15 protein-coding genes are annotated in these 16,152 nt (G+C 47.9%); 5 read left to right on the forward strand and 10 right to left on the reverse strand.

Translation table 11 applies throughout. The features are described from left to right. The first annotated feature begins 86 nt into the window (after positions 1–86). A complete protein-coding gene (locus K300_RS0106380) occupies positions 87–1,145 on the forward strand; it encodes an alpha/beta hydrolase (RefSeq protein WP_022850835.1) in 1,059 nt (352 codons plus the stop codon). Positions 1,146–1,250: 105 nt separating this feature from the next. Then, complete coding sequence (locus K300_RS0106385) at positions 1,251–2,072, forward strand: cyclophilin-like fold protein (protein WP_022850836.1); 822 nt, start codon at positions 1,251–1,253, stop codon at positions 2,070–2,072. A gap of 38 nt (positions 2,073–2,110) precedes the next feature. Here the strand turns inward: K300_RS0106385 and K300_RS0106390 are convergent, their stop codons facing one another. Then, entirely contained in the window at positions 2,111–2,749 is a 639-nt protein-coding gene (locus K300_RS0106390) for a TetR/AcrR family transcriptional regulator (protein WP_022850837.1), read from the reverse strand. A 205-nt stretch (positions 2,750–2,954) separates the two neighbouring features. Between K300_RS0106390 and K300_RS0106395 the strand changes: the two genes are divergently transcribed. Further along, positions 2,955–5,129: a molybdopterin-containing oxidoreductase family protein gene (locus tag K300_RS0106395; RefSeq protein WP_022850838.1), complete on the forward strand. Its 2,175-nt coding sequence runs from the start codon at positions 2,955–2,957 to the stop codon at positions 5,127–5,129. A 96-nt stretch (positions 5,130–5,225) separates the two neighbouring features. Here the strand turns inward: K300_RS0106395 and K300_RS0106400 are convergent, their stop codons facing one another. The 3 genes from K300_RS0106400 to K300_RS0106410 form a co-directional block, all read right to left on the reverse strand. Continuing rightward, positions 5,226–5,654, reverse strand: coding sequence for a cytochrome P460 family protein (locus tag K300_RS0106400; RefSeq protein WP_162139861.1), 429 nt, complete (start codon positions 5,652–5,654; stop codon positions 5,226–5,228). Between the two features lie 89 nt (positions 5,655–5,743). Continuing rightward, positions 5,744–6,469, reverse strand: coding sequence for a carboxymuconolactone decarboxylase family protein (locus K300_RS0106405; protein ID WP_022850840.1), 726 nt, complete (start codon positions 6,467–6,469; stop codon positions 5,744–5,746). Further along, positions 6,456–6,878 (reverse strand): (R)-mandelonitrile lyase, encoded by a 423-nt coding sequence (locus K300_RS0106410; RefSeq protein ID WP_022850841.1) that lies wholly within the window; start codon positions 6,876–6,878, stop codon positions 6,456–6,458. Before K300_RS0106410 ends, K300_RS0106405 begins: the two co-directional genes overlap by 14 nt. Before the next feature lie 501 nt (positions 6,879–7,379). On the opposite strand from K300_RS0106410, the gene gdhA reads away from it, so the two are divergent. Together gdhA and K300_RS0106420 are read left to right on the forward strand one after the other, a co-directional pair. Then, the gene (gene gdhA, locus K300_RS0106415) at positions 7,380–8,726 is read left to right on the forward strand and encodes an NADP-specific glutamate dehydrogenase (protein ID WP_022850842.1); all 1,347 of its coding nucleotides are present in this window, start codon (positions 7,380–7,382) and stop codon (positions 8,724–8,726) included. 24 nt (positions 8,727–8,750) lie between these two features. Beyond that, a complete protein-coding gene (locus tag K300_RS0106420) occupies positions 8,751–11,366 on the forward strand; it encodes a PEP/pyruvate-binding domain-containing protein (protein ID WP_022850843.1) in 2,616 nt (871 codons plus the stop codon). A 143-nt stretch (positions 11,367–11,509) separates the two neighbouring features. Here the strand turns inward: K300_RS0106420 and K300_RS0106430 are convergent, their stop codons facing one another. The 6 genes from K300_RS0106430 to K300_RS0106455 form a co-directional block, all read right to left on the reverse strand. After that, positions 11,510–12,814, reverse strand: coding sequence for a hemolysin family protein (locus K300_RS0106430; protein WP_022850845.1), 1,305 nt, complete (start codon positions 12,812–12,814; stop codon positions 11,510–11,512). A 298-nt stretch (positions 12,815–13,112) separates the two neighbouring features. Continuing rightward, entirely contained in the window at positions 13,113–13,526 is a 414-nt protein-coding gene (locus tag K300_RS0106435; RefSeq protein ID WP_022850846.1) for a hypothetical protein, read from the reverse strand. Positions 13,527–13,611: 85 nt separating this feature from the next. Then, complete coding sequence (locus tag K300_RS0106440; protein ID WP_022850847.1) at positions 13,612–13,923, reverse strand: c-type cytochrome; 312 nt, start codon at positions 13,921–13,923, stop codon at positions 13,612–13,614. Positions 13,924–13,932: 9 nt separating this feature from the next. After that, positions 13,933–14,661: a hypothetical protein gene (locus K300_RS0106445; protein WP_022850848.1), complete on the reverse strand. Its 729-nt coding sequence runs from the start codon at positions 14,659–14,661 to the stop codon at positions 13,933–13,935. Continuing rightward, complete coding sequence (locus K300_RS0106450) at positions 14,658–14,948, reverse strand: hypothetical protein (RefSeq protein ID WP_022850849.1); 291 nt, start codon at positions 14,946–14,948, stop codon at positions 14,658–14,660. The genes K300_RS0106445 and K300_RS0106450 overlap by 4 nt, the downstream gene beginning before the upstream one ends. Then, a complete protein-coding gene (locus tag K300_RS0106455) occupies positions 14,941–16,143 on the reverse strand; it encodes a hypothetical protein (RefSeq protein WP_022850850.1) in 1,203 nt (400 codons plus the stop codon). The genes K300_RS0106450 and K300_RS0106455 overlap by 8 nt, the downstream gene beginning before the upstream one ends. Between the last annotated feature and the right edge of the window lie 9 nt (positions 16,144–16,152).

Genomic DNA, 16,152 nt, shown 5'->3' on the forward strand with positions numbered 1-16,152 from the left:
CAGTAACGGTCTAACGCCCCCTCCCCCTCCGGATATATATTATCTGCATAAGAACAAATGACTCAAAAAAGTTATCTGGAGGATTAATGATGAGAAAAGAAGGATTCATTTCAAAGACCTTTCTTACAAAGCTCGTAATGATGGCAGCGGTTAGTATAGGGCTGGTTGGCGTATCAGGAAGCATAGCCTACGCCGAAAATCCCGAAGGATGGGACAAAACCTTCAACAAGAGCAACAAGGTTTACCACGAGAAGGTAGCCTACCACAACAAATACGGGATAAGGATAGTAGCCGACCTATACACTCCCAAGGGGATGGACAGATCGAAGAAACACCCCGCACTGGTCGTAGGCCCTCCCTACGGAGGGGTTAAAGAGCAGGGCCCCGGAAGGTATGCACAGAAAATGGCGAAACTCGGCTACGTTGCCATCGCCTTCGACCCCTCATACAACGGTGAGAGCGGCGGCTACCCCAGGCAGGTATCCTCACCCGATGTTTTCTCAGAGGACTTCAGCGCCGGAGTAGACTATCTCGGAACCCGCCCCTTCGTTGACAGAGAAAGAATCGGCGCCATCGGAATATGCGGAAGCGGAGCTTTCTCAATCAGTGCTGCCCAGGTTGATACACGCATCAAGGCTGTGGCCACTGTAAGCATGTACGATATGACCAGGGTTAAGGCAAAGGGATGGAAGGACTCCATGACCGAAGAACAGCGCAGAGCTCATCTTGATGCCATAGGTGAACAGCGCTGGAAGGAATTCAACGGTGGAGAAGTGAAAACTCTCGGCCTCCCGGACTACATCGATGAGGACACCGACCCCATCACAAGGGAGTTCTACGAATACTACAAGATGCCCAGAGGCTTCCACCCCAGATCCACTACTCACTTTACAATGGTTAGCGATGCTTCCTTTATGAACTATCAACTCTTTAACCATATTGAAAAGGTATCACCCCGCCCCATCCTCTTCATCATGGGTGAGAATGCTCACTCACGCTACTTCACCGAGGATGCCTATGAAATGGCGGCTGAGCCGAAGGAGCTTTATGTCGTTCCCGGTGCAGGGCATGTAGACCTTTATGACAAGATGGATCTTATACCCTTTGATAAACTCAAGACGTTCTTTGATGAAAACCTGAAATAGCAGTTCCTTCTCTGACGGGTCCCGCTCCATGCGGGGCCCAATATATGAATCGGCAGAGATATCAAAATTACAAGATGCTATATTCTCAGTAACGGAGCATGATTTATGAACGGAAAGATACTTATTGCCCTTATAATTGTACTCGCGGCATTCTTCACAACCGGCACAGCCCTGTCCACGGAGATGAGAAACGGCCTCCCCCTTTCGAATATGAAGGTGCGGATAACCTCAGGCGAGCATACAGCGAAATTCCGTCTTTACGATACGAAGGGGGCAAAGGATTTTTACGAACAACTCCCCCTCAAGCTTGAGCTCACAAACTTTCGTGATGCCCAGTGGATGTTTTATCCTCCGAAGAAACTTAGTGTTACAGCCAAAGAGGCTTACCACGACGGTAAAAAGGGTGAACTTAGCTACTACGCCCCGTGGGGCGATGTGTTCATGCTCTACAAGGACTTCTACGCTGGCGACAATATGCACAGACTCGGGATTAACCTTGCCGGAAAAGAGGTAATCGAACACATGTCCGGCAGTATCACCGTTGAGAGAATCGAAGACAAGACAGACGGGAGTAATAATGCGATGAGGATAAGTGTTGAATCAAACGGAAAAACTACAGTTTTCGAGCTGAACGGTAGTGATGCGGCTCTAGAGCTGTATGACCAGCTCCCTATGGATATAAAGGTGGAGGACTACAGCAATGATGAGAAGATCTTCTATCCGCCGGAGAAGCTCAGCACTGAAAATACCCCAAAGGCAGACAGCAAAAAGGGGAGCCTGGCTTATTTTGCCCCATGGGGTGATGTTGTGATGTTCTATAAGGACTTCGGGTCAGCATCAGGATTGTATGAGCTTGGCAAAGCGGTATCCGGGACAGAGAATATCAAAGAGATGTCAGGTACAATAAGGATAAAAAAGGGGAACTGAATCACAAGGCGGTTCTTTAATCCGTTTAAGGTTATGGCTCAGTCTCTGATGCCTAGAATCCGGCAGAAGAGGTCAAACAGCTTTTCGGGTATCCTTTCTGCGGGCTGTGCTCCGAGGATCGCCTCATCACACCCCCCACGGAAGCTGTAGAACATAACAACGGCAGTCCAATGGGAATCCCCCGCGTCCCATGCCCCCGCCTGAGCTCCTTCACTAATCAGGGATTGCAGATACCGGGTTATCTCCGCATCCGCCATAGCGTTGCGAAAGGGCATACCGGAGCCATAAATAACCGTATCATGGAGTTCATGCATCTCGAAATAGGCATCAACGGCTGAATGTATCCACGCCTTCAGCCTTCCGATCCAGTCGTCCTCCCCACAACTCTCAACAGCGGGGCGGATCCTTGCCATTACCTTCCTTTCAAAATCCCCACGCAGAGCCTTCAAAAGCTCCTCTTTGTTTGCGAAATAGTGATACAGCGTCCCCTTGGCAAAGGAGGCCGCCGACGCTATCTCTTCCATGGTGGTATGGCTGTAGCCCTTCTCCACAAAAAGACGGGACGCAGCATCAATAAGTGCTGCACGCCTTTCCTCTGCCTTTCTGGGGCCGGAAGGGGCCCCTGTTCTTCTGGTTTGCTTCCGTGCCTGATACCCGGTTTCCTGAGTGTTTTTCATAATATTTTCACCAAGGCTACTATACCCATATGAGCGTTCTTTTTCAACTTTTTTCGACCACGAGTCTATTTTAAATTGACTATCGGTCTATTATCACCTAGGCTTAGTATTATGAATAATACGCTGAGAAGCAGGCCAAAGCGAAACTTACGCACCAGAAAGCCTTTTATTCAATGCACCAGAGACTCACAACAGGAGGCACAACATGAACAAAGTTCGCAGGAGCTACTGCGGTCTCTGTCATCCAAGATGCGGAACCCTTCTTCACTACGAAGGTGACAGGGTTGTCAAGGTAACCGGAGACCCGGACCATCCTATAAATAAAGGTAAACTATGTGAACGGGGCAAACTTATGCTTGACCACCTTTACCACCCCGACCGCCTGAACTACCCGATGAAGCGTGTCGGAAAGAAGGGGGAGGGTAAATGGGAGCGTATATCATGGGACCGGGCCCTTGACGAGGTCGCAGAGAAACTGTCTGAGCTTAAGGATAAATACGGAGCGGAGACACTCACCTTCACCCATGGCACTAAACGGACATACCACTGGGACTGCCGAAGGTTTTATAACCTCTTCGGCTCGCCGAACACCTGCGGTGTAAATAACATATGTATGTGCCCGAGCTACGCCACAGAATACGCCACCTACGGCGGAATGATACTCGGCAGTGAGGTTCCGGGAGCAAAATGTATAGTCCTCTGGGGATGTAACGCCTCCCAGTCGAACCCAAACCTGCTTTACCCCTTCATCGTTCATGCACGCAATAACGGTGCAAAACTCATTGTCATAGATCCCAGAAAGACAAAGGAAGCAGAGAAAGCCGACTTCTGGCTTTCCATACGTCCAGGGACAGACCTTGCACTAATGCTTGGATGGATCAGGCTAATCATAGAAGAGAACCTGTACGATCATGAATTCGTTTCAAACTGGACAACCGGTTTCGAAGAACTGAAGAAGGAGGTCGAGGAATACACACTTGAAAAGGTTTCTGAGATCACTTCTATTGAACCTGAGCTTATTGCTGAATCTGCAAGGATGTACGCAATAACCAGCCCCGCAGTAATCCCCTTCGGACTGGGCTTAGACAAGCAGGGCATAAACTCCACCCAATGCGCAAGGGGAAGGGCTATCCTAAGAGCGATCACAGGAAACCTTGAAATCCCCGGCGGAGAGGTTTTCACCCTAGCCGGCGATGTGGGCAAAATAAGAGACTGGACATACCTCGAAGCTAACGACGTCCTCCCCGAAAGCCAGAGGAAGAAGCAGATCGGCGCAGATAAATACCCCTTCTTCGGGTTTCCCGGCTGGGAGATGAATTCTGCGGCAAACGAGAAACTGCCCGAAGGCTACATGGCTCCTCCGGAGGGATGGCATTCAAACCTTGCCCACGCCAGAGAGGTTATGAATGCAATAATAACTGAAGAGCCCTACCCGGTTAAAGCTGCCATTACTTTGGCAAATAACCCTCTTCTCGCCCTGCCTGACACAAATAAAGTATTCAAGGCTTTAAAAAAACTGGAGCTTTATGTTGTTGTCGATTACTACATGACCCCCTCTGCGGCCATGGCAGACTATGTATTCCCAGCGGCTTCAACCGTTGAGACATCGGAGCTTTGGCTCACAAACCGTTTCTGCGTTGCATGTCCGAAAGGTGTTGAGCCTTTGTATGAAAGGAGAAACAGCTACGACTTCTATAGAGGGCTCGGCATACGTCTTGGTCAGGAAGAACATTGGCCATGGAAAACCATCGAAGAGGTTTACGACCACTGCCTCGAACCAGTGGGGCTGAACTTCAATAAGCTTGTGGAGCAGTACGGATTCTTCGGCGATATGGAATACCGCAGATATGAAAAATACGGTTTCGGAACCCCCTCAGGAAAGGTTGAGCTGAAATCATCAATATTTGAAAAGCTCGGAGCAGACCCTCTGCCCAGATACAAGGAACCAAAATGGAGCCCTAATCAGGAGATCTCTAAGGAATACCCCCTTGTACTGATAACGGGAAGCCGGTTCATGCCAATGTATCATTCCGAGCAGAGGCAGATAGAAAAGGCCCGGAAACGTATGCCAGAACCTCTGGTTTCTATAAATCCGGAAACTGCTGAAAGGTTAGGCCTTTCTGAGGGTGACTGGGCAGTGATATCAACACCCCTCGGCTCGATACGACAGCGTGTTAAGCTCAGTGATGCGATGAAGCCGGACATGGTGGATGCGCAACATTCATGGTGGTTCCCCGAGCGGAAGGAGGCTCTCCCTGAGCTGTTCGGCGTTTTTGAATCCAATGCGAATATACTATGCCCGGACGATCACGAGTTCTGTAGTCCGGAGATAGGAAGCTGGCCCCACTCTGCGTTGATGTGCAAGATAGAGAAGGAATAGTTTAACCAATAAAGGCGCCGCTGTGGAACAGGACTCAAATCCTCGTCATTAAAAATCTTTACCACAGCGGTTCCTGTTTTTTTTATCACCGCTGCGCTACTCGTCTTTCATTTCGTCTACGGTGAATACATAATCGTTATCAGCCATTGACTTATGGCATGAGAAACATCTTTCTAACGACTCATCCTTCTGTACGGTTTTGTCAGGGTTGAAAGCCTGATACTCCCACTCGCCGTTTCTTATATCCTCAGGGTATTCACTCCCCCATCCCGCTCTTTTCTCCATAACAACGTAGCGTTTCAGCTCACCACTGTCTCTGTAATACTCCACAAGGGTTATAACTGTTCCACTGGGAAAGGGTGCGTCTGCCTTTGCCGCTTCAATAGCTTTCCTGGTAGTGTAGAGATACTCGGTGAGCGCCCCCCTGTCCCTGGTGAAGTACAAGACCCCCTCTTTGAAGTCATCGGGAAAGCTCACCAAACTGCCGTCTGCCAGAGAAGCTGACGCTGTACAAGCAACCAGCATTAAGGTCAATATTAGCTTTTTCATTATTAAAATCCTTATATGAAGTTAAGAAGAAAGCCCGCCCGGGTGTGTAGGCGGGCTTTCAAAGTTTATTTCCTGCTTTCAAGCACGTCAGAGAGAACCTCTTCTGCGATTCCCCCTTCCTTGGAACCAACCTTATCCTTGATAACAGAAACAAAGTCCTTTAACTCTTTCTCACTGTTGCCAACATTCATAGCAGCATTAAGGTGATACCTTAGCTGCCCAGCTGTCCCGCTGATGCTTGCCAGTGCAGAGATTGTAACCAGCTCTCTTGTTTTATGGCTAAGAACATCACGGACAAATATATCAGCAAAGAGATGTTCCTTCAGGAACCGATCCATGACAGGGTTGAACCTTTGCCATTTCGCCTCCGGGGGTATCTCATCAACACCGGAGAGCTTCGCCCTAACCTTTGCACCGTAGAGATCCCTGTTAAGATCCTCCGGAACGGGACTTGCGGACCTTCCTTCCTCATCCTTAATCCCCTGCCCCTTTCTCTTATCCATAAGTTTCATGAAGAGCGTCTGGCTGTTAAGTGCTCTTGGGAAGCCGGCATAGGCGTATATATGGACGATCATCTCTTTGATCTCATTAACTGTGAGTCCTGCTTCAAGACCATCCACAAAAGCGGGTTCGAGTTTTTCGAGGTTACCGTTGGCCGTGAATGCGGATATCTCTATTATACTCAACTGTTTACCCGAAAGCGCCTCATACTTCTCTGCATGGGCTCCAGCCGCCGCAGCGAATGTGATAACCGCTGTGGCCATTATTGTCATTAACTTACGTATTTTCATTATTCACCTCATTGCCGTGATACTGATTGTCGGTCACATGCTCCATCCATTCCACAGAGGAGTCTTCAATCTTTTCCTGGATAGCGATATGAGACATCTCAGCGTCCGGTGAAGCACCGTGCCAATGCTTCTCACCGGCAGGAAACCATACGACATCACCTGCCTGTATAGTCCGGATATCGCCACCCGCACTCTGGGCACGGCCTTCGCCAGATGTTATAATCAGGGACTGCCCCGCCGGATGGGCATGCCATGCTGTCCTGGCGCCAGGCTTGAAAGTGACAAGAGCTCCTGTAGCCCTTGAAGGTTCCTCCGCTTCCAGAAACAAAGGATCGATACGAACCTCGCCTGTGAAATATTCGCGCGGACCATGTAAAGAACCCTGTGTTCCTCTCTTTGTAATCTTCATTTCGCACCTCTTTGTTCTGCCATTTAAGTATAATAGCTACACGTGCAAAACCGTTAGACAGATACTCCGGCATTTCTGCACAATTCTGCAAACCGTGTCATTTCGGTGCATTCAGCATAATGGCCGGAATGAACCATTCGATACAAGATATTGATATTTAATGAGGTTCACTATTCAGATACAGTCAGGAAGGGATGCCTGCTCCATACGGTTAAAGGGGTTCTCAGCCAGTGAGGGGTGAAATATTCTTGTACAAAATTGTACTGCATGCAAGTGTCACGCCAGAAATAGGCGTTCCATATGTTTCTTGGGTAAGGAGCTCTAGGGTATTGTCATCCCGCAGGAAACTTCGGAAGTAGTGTGGAGCAGACCTATTGTTTTACCTATCTAATAAAGTTATTGTAATCTTTCTTACAATAATATCTAATTTCATAATGACAATTCAGCTTAAAATATAATACAAATATAGACTCAAGGATAACGATAGAAGGAGAGACACATATGGAGAACATGACACCGAAGATTAAAGATATCTATAAGCAGGTAATTTCTAGAAATCCGGGCGAAGTCGAGTTTCATCAAGCTGTAGCGGAAGTTCTTGAATCACTGGGACAGGTTATCGAAAAATATCCAGAGTATGCTGATCATAAAATCATTGAGCGCATATGCGAGCCTGAGCGCCAGATCATTTTCAGGGTCCCCTGGGCTGATGATAAAGGAAACATACACATTAACAGAGGTTTCCGTGTAGAATTCAACTCTGCACTTGGGCCATACAAAGGGGGACTGAGGTTTCACGAGTCCGTTTACCTGGGTATCATTAAATTCCTCGGATTCGAGCAGATCTTCAAAAATGCCCTCACCGGACTACCCATAGGCGGCGGAAAGGGTGGATCCGATTTTAACCCTAAAGGACGTTCCGACGATGAAATCATGCGCTTCTGTCAATCCTTCATGACAGAGCTTTACAGGCACATTGGCGAATACACAGATGTACCCGCAGGTGATATAGGGGTTGGCGGCAGAGAGGTCGGTTACATGTTCGGCCAGTACAAAAGGATAACGAACAGATATGAGGCAGGCGTCCTTACCGGAAAAGGACTAAGCTGGGGAGGCTCCCTAGTGCGTACAGAGGCCACTGGATACGGCGCTGTATATTTCGTGAATGAGATGCTTAAAACAAGAAACGACAGCCTCGCAGGCAAAACATGCTCGGTGTCAGGGTCCGGTAATGTTGCAATATATACCACAGAAAAGATCAATCAGCTCGGTGGCAAGGTTGTAACCCTTTCTGATTCAAATGGATATATTTACGATGAAGACGGTATCGATCTCGAGCTTGTAAAGAATCTCAAGGAGATTGAGCGCAGAAGGATCAAGGATTATTGTCAATACCGCAAGAATGCAGTTTACAAGCAGGGAGGAAACATCTGGGAGATCCCCTGCGAGGTAGCGATGCCTTCCGCAACCCAAAACGAGCTGAACCTGGCTGATGCTGAAATACTTGTCAAAAACGGTCTTATTGCCGTAGGGGAAGGCGCTAACATGCCGACAACACCCGACGGCGCCCGTTTCTTCCTTAATAATAACGTCCTCTTCGGGCCTGGGAAAGCTGCAAATGCTGGCGGTGTAGCAACATCTGCCCTGGAAATGCAACAGAACGCAAGCCGAGACTCATGGACATTTGAGTACACAGAAGAGAGGCTTCAGGATATTATGAAGAATATCCACAACTCCTGCTATGAGCAGGCAGAAGAATTCGGGTGTCCCGGAAACTATATAACCGGTGCGAACATTGCAGGTTTCCGCAAAGTCGCAGATGCTATGATATCCCTCGGTCTTATATAAGAATTAATAATCAATGGGTGTGCCATGAATATTGATCAGCAGCAAATCAGCACAGGGAAGAAATGCCTTGATCATATACTGAATTACCTGTGGGCCGGCGACAATGTTGTATGGCACACCCCTTCCGTTAATGAGTACTCAAAGTTTGTTCAGCCATATGTGGATGAGGCTCTGAGCTGCGGACATGAAATCCACTACATCCGCTTTGCGGAACACCCTCATGTAATCGACCATAAAGAGAAAGGCGTCATAGTACACAGGCTTGATGCCACCGTCGGTTTTGAGAATTTCTCTAAACAGATACACGAAAAGATAAACCAGGCAGGGGAAGGCGCTTACTTCGTTTTCGACTGCCTATCTGCACTCCTCTCCCACTGGGCAACGGACACTATGGTGGCAAATCTCTTCCTTGTGACATGCCCGTATCTTTATAAAATGAAGGCACTTGCATATTTTGCAACGCTCAAAAACTACCATTCCTTCAGTACAATCAACAAGATAAAAGATACGACACAGATTTTTATAGAGCTCTACAATTACTCAGAGACATCATACGTCCATCCGCATAAGGTTTTCGGAAGAAGCTCCCCGACCATGTTCCTCCCCCACAAGCTCACAGAGGAAGGTGACTTCAAGCCTGTGGTGAACAGCATCGAAGCCACAGGACTCTCACACAGCCTCTGTTCCATAAACTCGGTTCCCCACAAGAAGCTGGACGCATGGGACAGAATGATGCTTCACGCAAGGGAGGTGGAGGCATCCACAGATGTCAAGAAACGAGCGGACGTCTTTGACACAATCGCAAGGCACATCATCGGCAGAGATGAGAAGATCCTCAGGCTTGTTAAAAAGCATTTCACTATCCGAGATATCCTTGCAATCAAATCAAGAATGATAGGAACCGGCTTCATAGGCGGCAAATCCACCGGTATGCTTCTGGCAAGGAAAATACTGGAGAATAACGATTTAGATAAATGGGGCAGGCTCCTCGAGGATCACGATTCATACTTCATTGGCTCGGACGTCTTCCATACATTCATAATACATAACGGATGGTGGAATCTATACATAGAACACAGGACAAAAAAGGGCTATCTGGAGGCTGGCAAAAAGCTTGAGGAACTCATGCTTGGGGGTGAGTTCCCTGCTGAGATCCTCGAACAGTTCAGCTCTATGCTGGATTATTTCGGCCAGTATCCAATAGTTGTGCGCTCGAGCAGTATTATGGAGGACGGCTTTGGCAATGCCTTCGCCGGAAAATACGAAAGCTTCTTCTGTTCTGTTCAAGGAACGCCTGAGACAAGGCTTTCGGAGTTTATATACAATCTTAAAAGGGTATACGCCAGTGCTATGTGCACAGAGGCTCTTGAGTATAGAATTACCAAGGGGCTGGCAGATCAGGATGAACAGATGGGTATCCTTATACAGAGGGTTTCCGGCAGTTTTCACGGATATTTCTACTACCCCCATGTAGCGGGAGTGGGCCTTTCATACAACACCTATGTCTGGCATGACGATATCGACCCAAATTCCGGAATGCTGAGGCTTGTGGCCGGACTGGGAACAAGAGCTGTGAACAGGGTAAAGGATGATTATCCCCGTGTGGTTGCCTTAAATGCACCTGACATGAACCCCCTCAACAGCACCGACGATATCAAGAGATTCTCACAAAGAGACCTTGATGTTCTTGATACCAGACACAGCGGAAAGAATGCAGTATCACTTTACGACCTCTACAACGAAGACTTTCCTTTTAACCTGAATAACATTGCCTCCCATGACAGGGATGCGGAAAGAAGGCTTGCTGAAAGAAGGCGACCGAAAAAGGATGTTTGGCTCCTTACATTCGATAGACTACTGAAACAGACAGACTTCACTAAGGATATGACGAGGTTGATGAATACCCTTGAAGGTGAATACGAATATCCTGTGGATATCGAATTTACACTTAACTTCACAGATGACAGCTCTTTCATGATCAATCTTGTGCAATGCAGGCCTCATCAGACGAGTATCATAACAAAGGACCCGGGCTTTGACGAGAAAGACCTTAAAAGCTACACCCCTCTTTTCAGTTCCAAAAGCAATTTCATGGGCGGGAACACACTCATGAACCTTAATCAAATAGTCTTTGTTAATCCCTCTGAGTATTCCCGGCTGAACGACAATGAAAGATTCTCAGTCGTAAGGGGGATAAGGGAAATCAACAACGAGATAAAAACAAGTAATCGCCAAACCCTACTCCTCGGTCCCGGGAGATGGGGAACATCAACCCCGAGTCTTGGGGTTCCTGTAAACTTTTCGGATATTAATAACATGTGTGCCCTTGGCGAGATAGAGTTTGAAGAGGGGGGGCTTATGCCGGAGCTCTCATTCGGTTCCCATTTCTTTCAGGATCTGGTTGAGGGGAATATATTCTTCATGGCGCTTTTCCCAACTTCCTTTGAATGCACCTTTGAAAACAGCATATTCGACAGGTTCACCAACTGCGCAACAACGGTCCTTGGCGACATTCCGGAAATTAGGAACACCATAAGGCTTTACCGGTTCGACGATAGCCCCCTTGTCCTTAAGTCGGACATCAAAAGCCAGCAGCTGGAAGTCCTTATCAAGGAGAAGCATCTGCTCGAAGGGGGATGAGCAAAGGTTTTAACGATACGCCGGAAGATGTTCACCGGGCGCACTTACTAATAGATGCGCACATACTAAAGGACAGGCTCAAAACAATAACTCAAACTACAGTGCTGAACAGTTACCTAAAGATGCCCGGCTGAGGCTGCCTCTCACTCTTCGGCGATCTTCGGCTTTGGAAGCTCGCTGGCAAGCACCTTATCTATACGGTTTCCGTCAAGGTCTACAACCTCAAGCCTCCAGTTCTGCCACATGGCAACATCTCCGGTACGGGGAACCTTCCCCACAAGCCACATAACCATACCGCTGAGGGTGTGATAACCATTCCTCTCTTCGTCGGGGACATACTTGAGATCCAGCCTGTCCTTCAGCTCGGGGATAGGTATAAGTCCGTCCAGAAGCCATGAACCGTCCTCCCTCTGCACAGCCCAAACATCCTCGGGATCAGTGGGCTTAAACTCTCCCGCCAGTGCCTCAAGGAGATCCTGCAGAGTGATAAGCCCCAATATCTCGCCATATTCATCCACGACAAACACCATCTGAACACCCGATTCCCTGAACTGCTCCAGAAGCTTCATCCCTGTGAGGGACTCTGGTACGTAAACAGCGGGGAGGAGCTTGTTTTTTATAACATTCAAGTCATCGTCCCCATCCTTCCGCTGCAGGAGTCTTTTGGCTGTTATTATGCCTGTAAGATCGTGCAGACCGCCGCGGCAAACGGGGAAACGGGAATGGTCGGAGGCTATCAGCTTTTCAAGCTCAGCCTCGAAGTCCTGCTCAATATCAAGGTATATTATCTCGCTCCTGGGTGTCATCAGAGATGCTATCTGTCTGTCGTCAAGGCGGAAAACATTCCTGACCATCTCATGCTCCTGCTTCTCGATAACTCCGGACTGAGAGCCCTCCATGAGCATCGCATGGATATCCTCTTCGGTGAGATTAGCACTACTCACTTCATTCTTGCTTATAATCCGCAGGATACCGTCCGTAGAGACTGAGAGGAGGAAAACAAAGGGCTTGGAGAGACGTGCCAGCAGCTGAATGGGCATTGCAATGGTTCTGGCAACCCCTTCTGCATTGAACTGCCCAAGCCTTTTGGGAACAAGCTCTCCGATAACGATGGTAAGATAAGTTATGGAGATAACAACCACGGTTGTTGATATTATCGAACTGCTTCCAACTCCAAGACCGAAGCCCTGCAAAAACAGTGCAAATGGTTCGGCAAGCGCTGCCTCACCTACGATACCGTTCATAATCCCAATAACGGTGATACCGATCTGCAGGGTTGAAAGAAACTGTGTAGGTTCCTCACCAAGCCTGATGGCAGTGGCCGCAGAGCGGTCCCCCTCTTCCGCCAGTTTCTCAAGCCGGCTTTTACGGGCTGTTACAAGGGCAATCTCCGACATGGCAAAAACGCCGTTAAGCAGTATCAGCAGTATAAGGATAACAATATCCAAAAAAATCCTCCGGGGTATTAAATCTCATCTAAAGCGAGCAGGTATACGTTCCACTAGAAATAATCCCATTCTTTATATTTTACAAGATATTCAGGAAGAAAACTCTCAGTAAGACGATTTCAGAAACATCCAGTCGGATTTACTCCTATGCTCTGTATGCATAAAAACATAGTATACACCCCTCGTGCACATACCTTTTATGATGACGGCAACACCATGCCTATGGCATAAAAAAACCCCGGCAGGATGAGCCCGCCGGGGCATTGCATATCACATATTATATCGTTATTAGGGTCTTTTAGTCCATCGAAACAGAGAGTTTTTCATAGCTATTTGAACCAGAGTTGTCCACCAACAGAAGGTAGCTTCCCATCGCAAGCTTTTTATCTAAGCTGGAGGATTCGCCTGCTATCCTGTTATGCTCCTCATCGAAAAGAGTGAGCTTGCCTGAGGTTATAGATGCTTTGAAATCTTCGGATGCGGAATATACCATCTCCCCTGCAGAATCGTAGATCTCCATCGAACCGTTCTTGAGTATATATATAACATTTGCACCCTTCTCCAGCCCTATGGAAACGTTGTCCATCTCGGTTAATGATTCGATGGAATCTGTGCAGGATTTTATATCTGCCCCCGCACAGGGTACGAAACAAACTGACGACAAGATAAAGATTATCGTTATCACCGAACAGATAGATCTTTTCATCTTCATACTGCCTCAACTTACAATTATAATAAAAAAGCCGCCCGTTAGGGGGCGGCAATACTGCAACTACGCACAAACTAAGGAGAGTCGCCTAACCGGCAGATTTCTCAATACCTTTTCTGATGGTGTAGAAATAATCCACCAGTGTAGCTTTATCATCCTCGCTCAGCCCTTCCATGCCGTACTTATGCATTATATTTATTACAAGGAACCATGTGTCCCTTGTCATTCCGCTCTTTTCTGGGTCCGCCACGGAATCATGACAGCTTGTACAGTATTTACTGTTTAGTGCATAACCTTCCTCAAGCATCTTCGCCTTTGCCTTGGAATCAGCGGAGAAAGCCGCAACAGATATGCTTGCCAGCACAATAACCATGAACATTGTAACAAGAAACCTCTTCATATTATCCTCCTAGTGACAACTGCATGCCCCGTTTGCGGAGCATTTATAGTTTTTATGGGAGACGTGCTTTATCCTTTCCGTAAGCCGCCTGTCTGTGTCGATCCTAAGCTCCTGCTCCTCAATGCCGAAGCTCTGCCTGAAGACCCCAAAGGAGTCTGAGTCATACACAAGGAGAGTTACATCCGCACCCTCCTGGGAGAGTGAGAACTCCGAAGTGTGATGGCTCTTCCAGTAGAAGTTAAATATGCTTATCAACATCTGGAAGAAAACACCGCTCTCCTCCTTCCACTCCTCTGTCCGGGCGAGGCTGAGCATCTTTACACATTTGTCTCCATCAAAAAGCACCCCAAGCTCCGCCACCTTGAAATGTGCGAGAAAGCTGTTATAAGCCTCAAATCTCGGTGATGAACTCTCACTGTCGTATAGTGAATCATCCTCAAAAAGCTTAAGCTCCTCATCACTGAGCCTGGAAACGGATCCGGCATCGCTCCTGTCGGGGAAGTAGTGCACAACAAGGGACGCAAATCCCTCCCCCTCCACCATCTCCCCGTCCACGAAACGGAGCAGGAATGCCCCGGGGATCTCATCGCTCCAGAAGTACCATGAGGGCTCATCCTCCCAGAGCTGGCTTATACCTTTGAAACCGAAATCGGAGCAGGCCTGCTCGTACCATGTGAGATGGCTCACAGAATGGTCCACGATATCCCTAATGGCGAGATTTATGTCTATCGTACTCATATAACACCTCTTTCATGGAGGTCTTTCACGATCTCCAGAGTCTCACGCCCCTCATGGGGTATCCCTTCCTTATCCGCCATCTGCTCGAACATATCTCTCGGATAGGCAAGGGTCAGGGAGTAACTCATCTCGTAGGAATCGAAGAAACCGGGCTCGTCAATATCCTCTAAAGCCTCGGTGATCGTCTGGGTAACATCATCACGAACCTTATTGATCTCCGATATGCTTTCCTTTACAGACTTGATGTTGTCCTTCAGCATCGTCCTTATGAAGCTTCTTCTATCCATCCTTCCTCCTTAACGGCAATCCGTTAAAGAACTTGTCATGAACCATAATTATCGCCATGGACATGATGGTCCAGCAGAGAGATGTGTCATCGATACTTCCAACACCGGGAACCCTGTCCATATACTTGGGCCCTATGGTATCGCTGTAATAGAAGAAGTAGATGACCATGCCCAGAACAAAAACCCCGGCAAAGCGCACCAGATAGTTGAGAGCACTGCTCTTGAGGTTGATAATATTGTTGAAATAAACCTTGATGATGAGAAGGGCGAGCATAAAGAATGCCGAGATCTCAGCCACATGCAGATGCCTGAACCGTGGGTCATCGGTGTAGTTTCCACCCATAAAAGGCTCATACCAGTAGTAGTTCAGGATAGCTTCGATGATATAGAGGATCACGAAGCCCGCCGCAACTGCGATAACAAGGGAAACTATGCCTGATACCCAGCGCTTCTCCTCGCCGCTGCTGAATTTATCGAGGGGGAAACCCTCCATGGAGTCCTCTATGAACATAAGAACGAAGAGTCCAGCGAACATCCAGCCGAGGTGATAGAAGGAGCTTGAGGTCATCGCCGCATCCTCCCACCATGGGAGAACGCCTGCGTAAATCTGCTTGGGAACGAAGAGCGCCGTAACGTTCGGGTGAAAGAAGATCGCATAAACAAACACAGAAAACGTTGCCACACCGAAGAAGCGGCTCACACCCCTTACCCATTTTGTATCGTTCTGCCATGGGAAGCTCTTAAGGCCTGTGTTCCATATTATGCTGACCCATATAAGTGCTGTTATAACATAAAGTATGGCGAGGGATGCGTTCTCCCTTGCGTTCCATATCTCAGCTCCGGTTCCTCCGGCGGAAACTATCGCCTGGGGGCTGAAGTAGGTCACACCGTATTTTCCAAGAACATTCCAGAAGAGTCCGTAGTATCCCGCATAGAAGATAACAAGGGAAACCGCAGTGAGCATAAGCCCCTTGCCGATATTATTCTCCCTTTCTCTGTATTCGAATATATCCGCAACAATCATGACGGAAAACATAAAGAAAGCCGCCAAAGATAGACCATACATCGGTGTAAAAAGCTTAAACACTCCATTGGTGGGGGCGAAAAAAAGCCTCCACAACGCAAAGTTAACAACAATCATCACCAGAAAGGCAATAACGCCGTAAATATAATTGAACTGCCTGCCGTCACTCATAGATGCCTC

The sequence above is a fragment of the Limisalsivibrio acetivorans genome, from assembly GCF_000421105.1.
Classification (GTDB): Bacteria; Chrysiogenota; Deferribacteres; order Deferribacterales; family Geovibrionaceae; genus Limisalsivibrio; species Limisalsivibrio acetivorans.

Bases quoted from the DNA above. Each gene is read 5' to 3' on its own strand.
- K300_RS0106380 (WP_022850835.1), top strand. From the start codon at position 87: ATGATGAGAAAAGAAGGATTCATTTCAAAGACCTTTCTTACAAAGCTC.
- K300_RS0106385 (WP_022850836.1), top strand. From the start codon at position 1,251: ATGAACGGAAAGATACTTATTGCCCTTATAATTGTACTCGCGGCATTC.
- K300_RS0106390 (WP_022850837.1), bottom strand. From the start codon at position 2,749: ATGAAAAACACTCAGGAAACCGGGTATCAGGCACGGAAGCAAACCAGA.
- K300_RS0106395 (WP_022850838.1), top strand. From the start codon at position 2,955: ATGAACAAAGTTCGCAGGAGCTACTGCGGTCTCTGTCATCCAAGATGC.
- K300_RS0106400 (WP_162139861.1), bottom strand. From the start codon at position 5,654: ATGCTGGTTGCTTGTACAGCGTCAGCTTCTCTGGCAGACGGCAGTTTG.
- K300_RS0106405 (WP_022850840.1), bottom strand. From the start codon at position 6,469: ATGAAAATACGTAAGTTAATGACAATAATGGCCACAGCGGTTATCACA.
- K300_RS0106410 (WP_022850841.1), bottom strand. From the start codon at position 6,878: ATGAAGATTACAAAGAGAGGAACACAGGGTTCTTTACATGGTCCGCGC.
- gdhA (WP_022850842.1), top strand. From the start codon at position 7,380: ATGGAGAACATGACACCGAAGATTAAAGATATCTATAAGCAGGTAATT.
- K300_RS0106420 (WP_022850843.1), top strand. From the start codon at position 8,751: ATGAATATTGATCAGCAGCAAATCAGCACAGGGAAGAAATGCCTTGAT.
- K300_RS0106435 (WP_022850846.1), bottom strand. From the start codon at position 13,526: ATGAAGATGAAAAGATCTATCTGTTCGGTGATAACGATAATCTTTATC.
- K300_RS0106440 (WP_022850847.1), bottom strand. From the start codon at position 13,923: ATGAAGAGGTTTCTTGTTACAATGTTCATGGTTATTGTGCTGGCAAGC.
- K300_RS0106445 (WP_022850848.1), bottom strand. From the start codon at position 14,661: ATGAGTACGATAGACATAAATCTCGCCATTAGGGATATCGTGGACCAT.
- K300_RS0106450 (WP_022850849.1), bottom strand. From the start codon at position 14,948: ATGGATAGAAGAAGCTTCATAAGGACGATGCTGAAGGACAACATCAAG.
- K300_RS0106455 (WP_022850850.1), bottom strand. From the start codon at position 16,143: ATGAGTGACGGCAGGCAGTTCAATTATATTTACGGCGTTATTGCCTTT.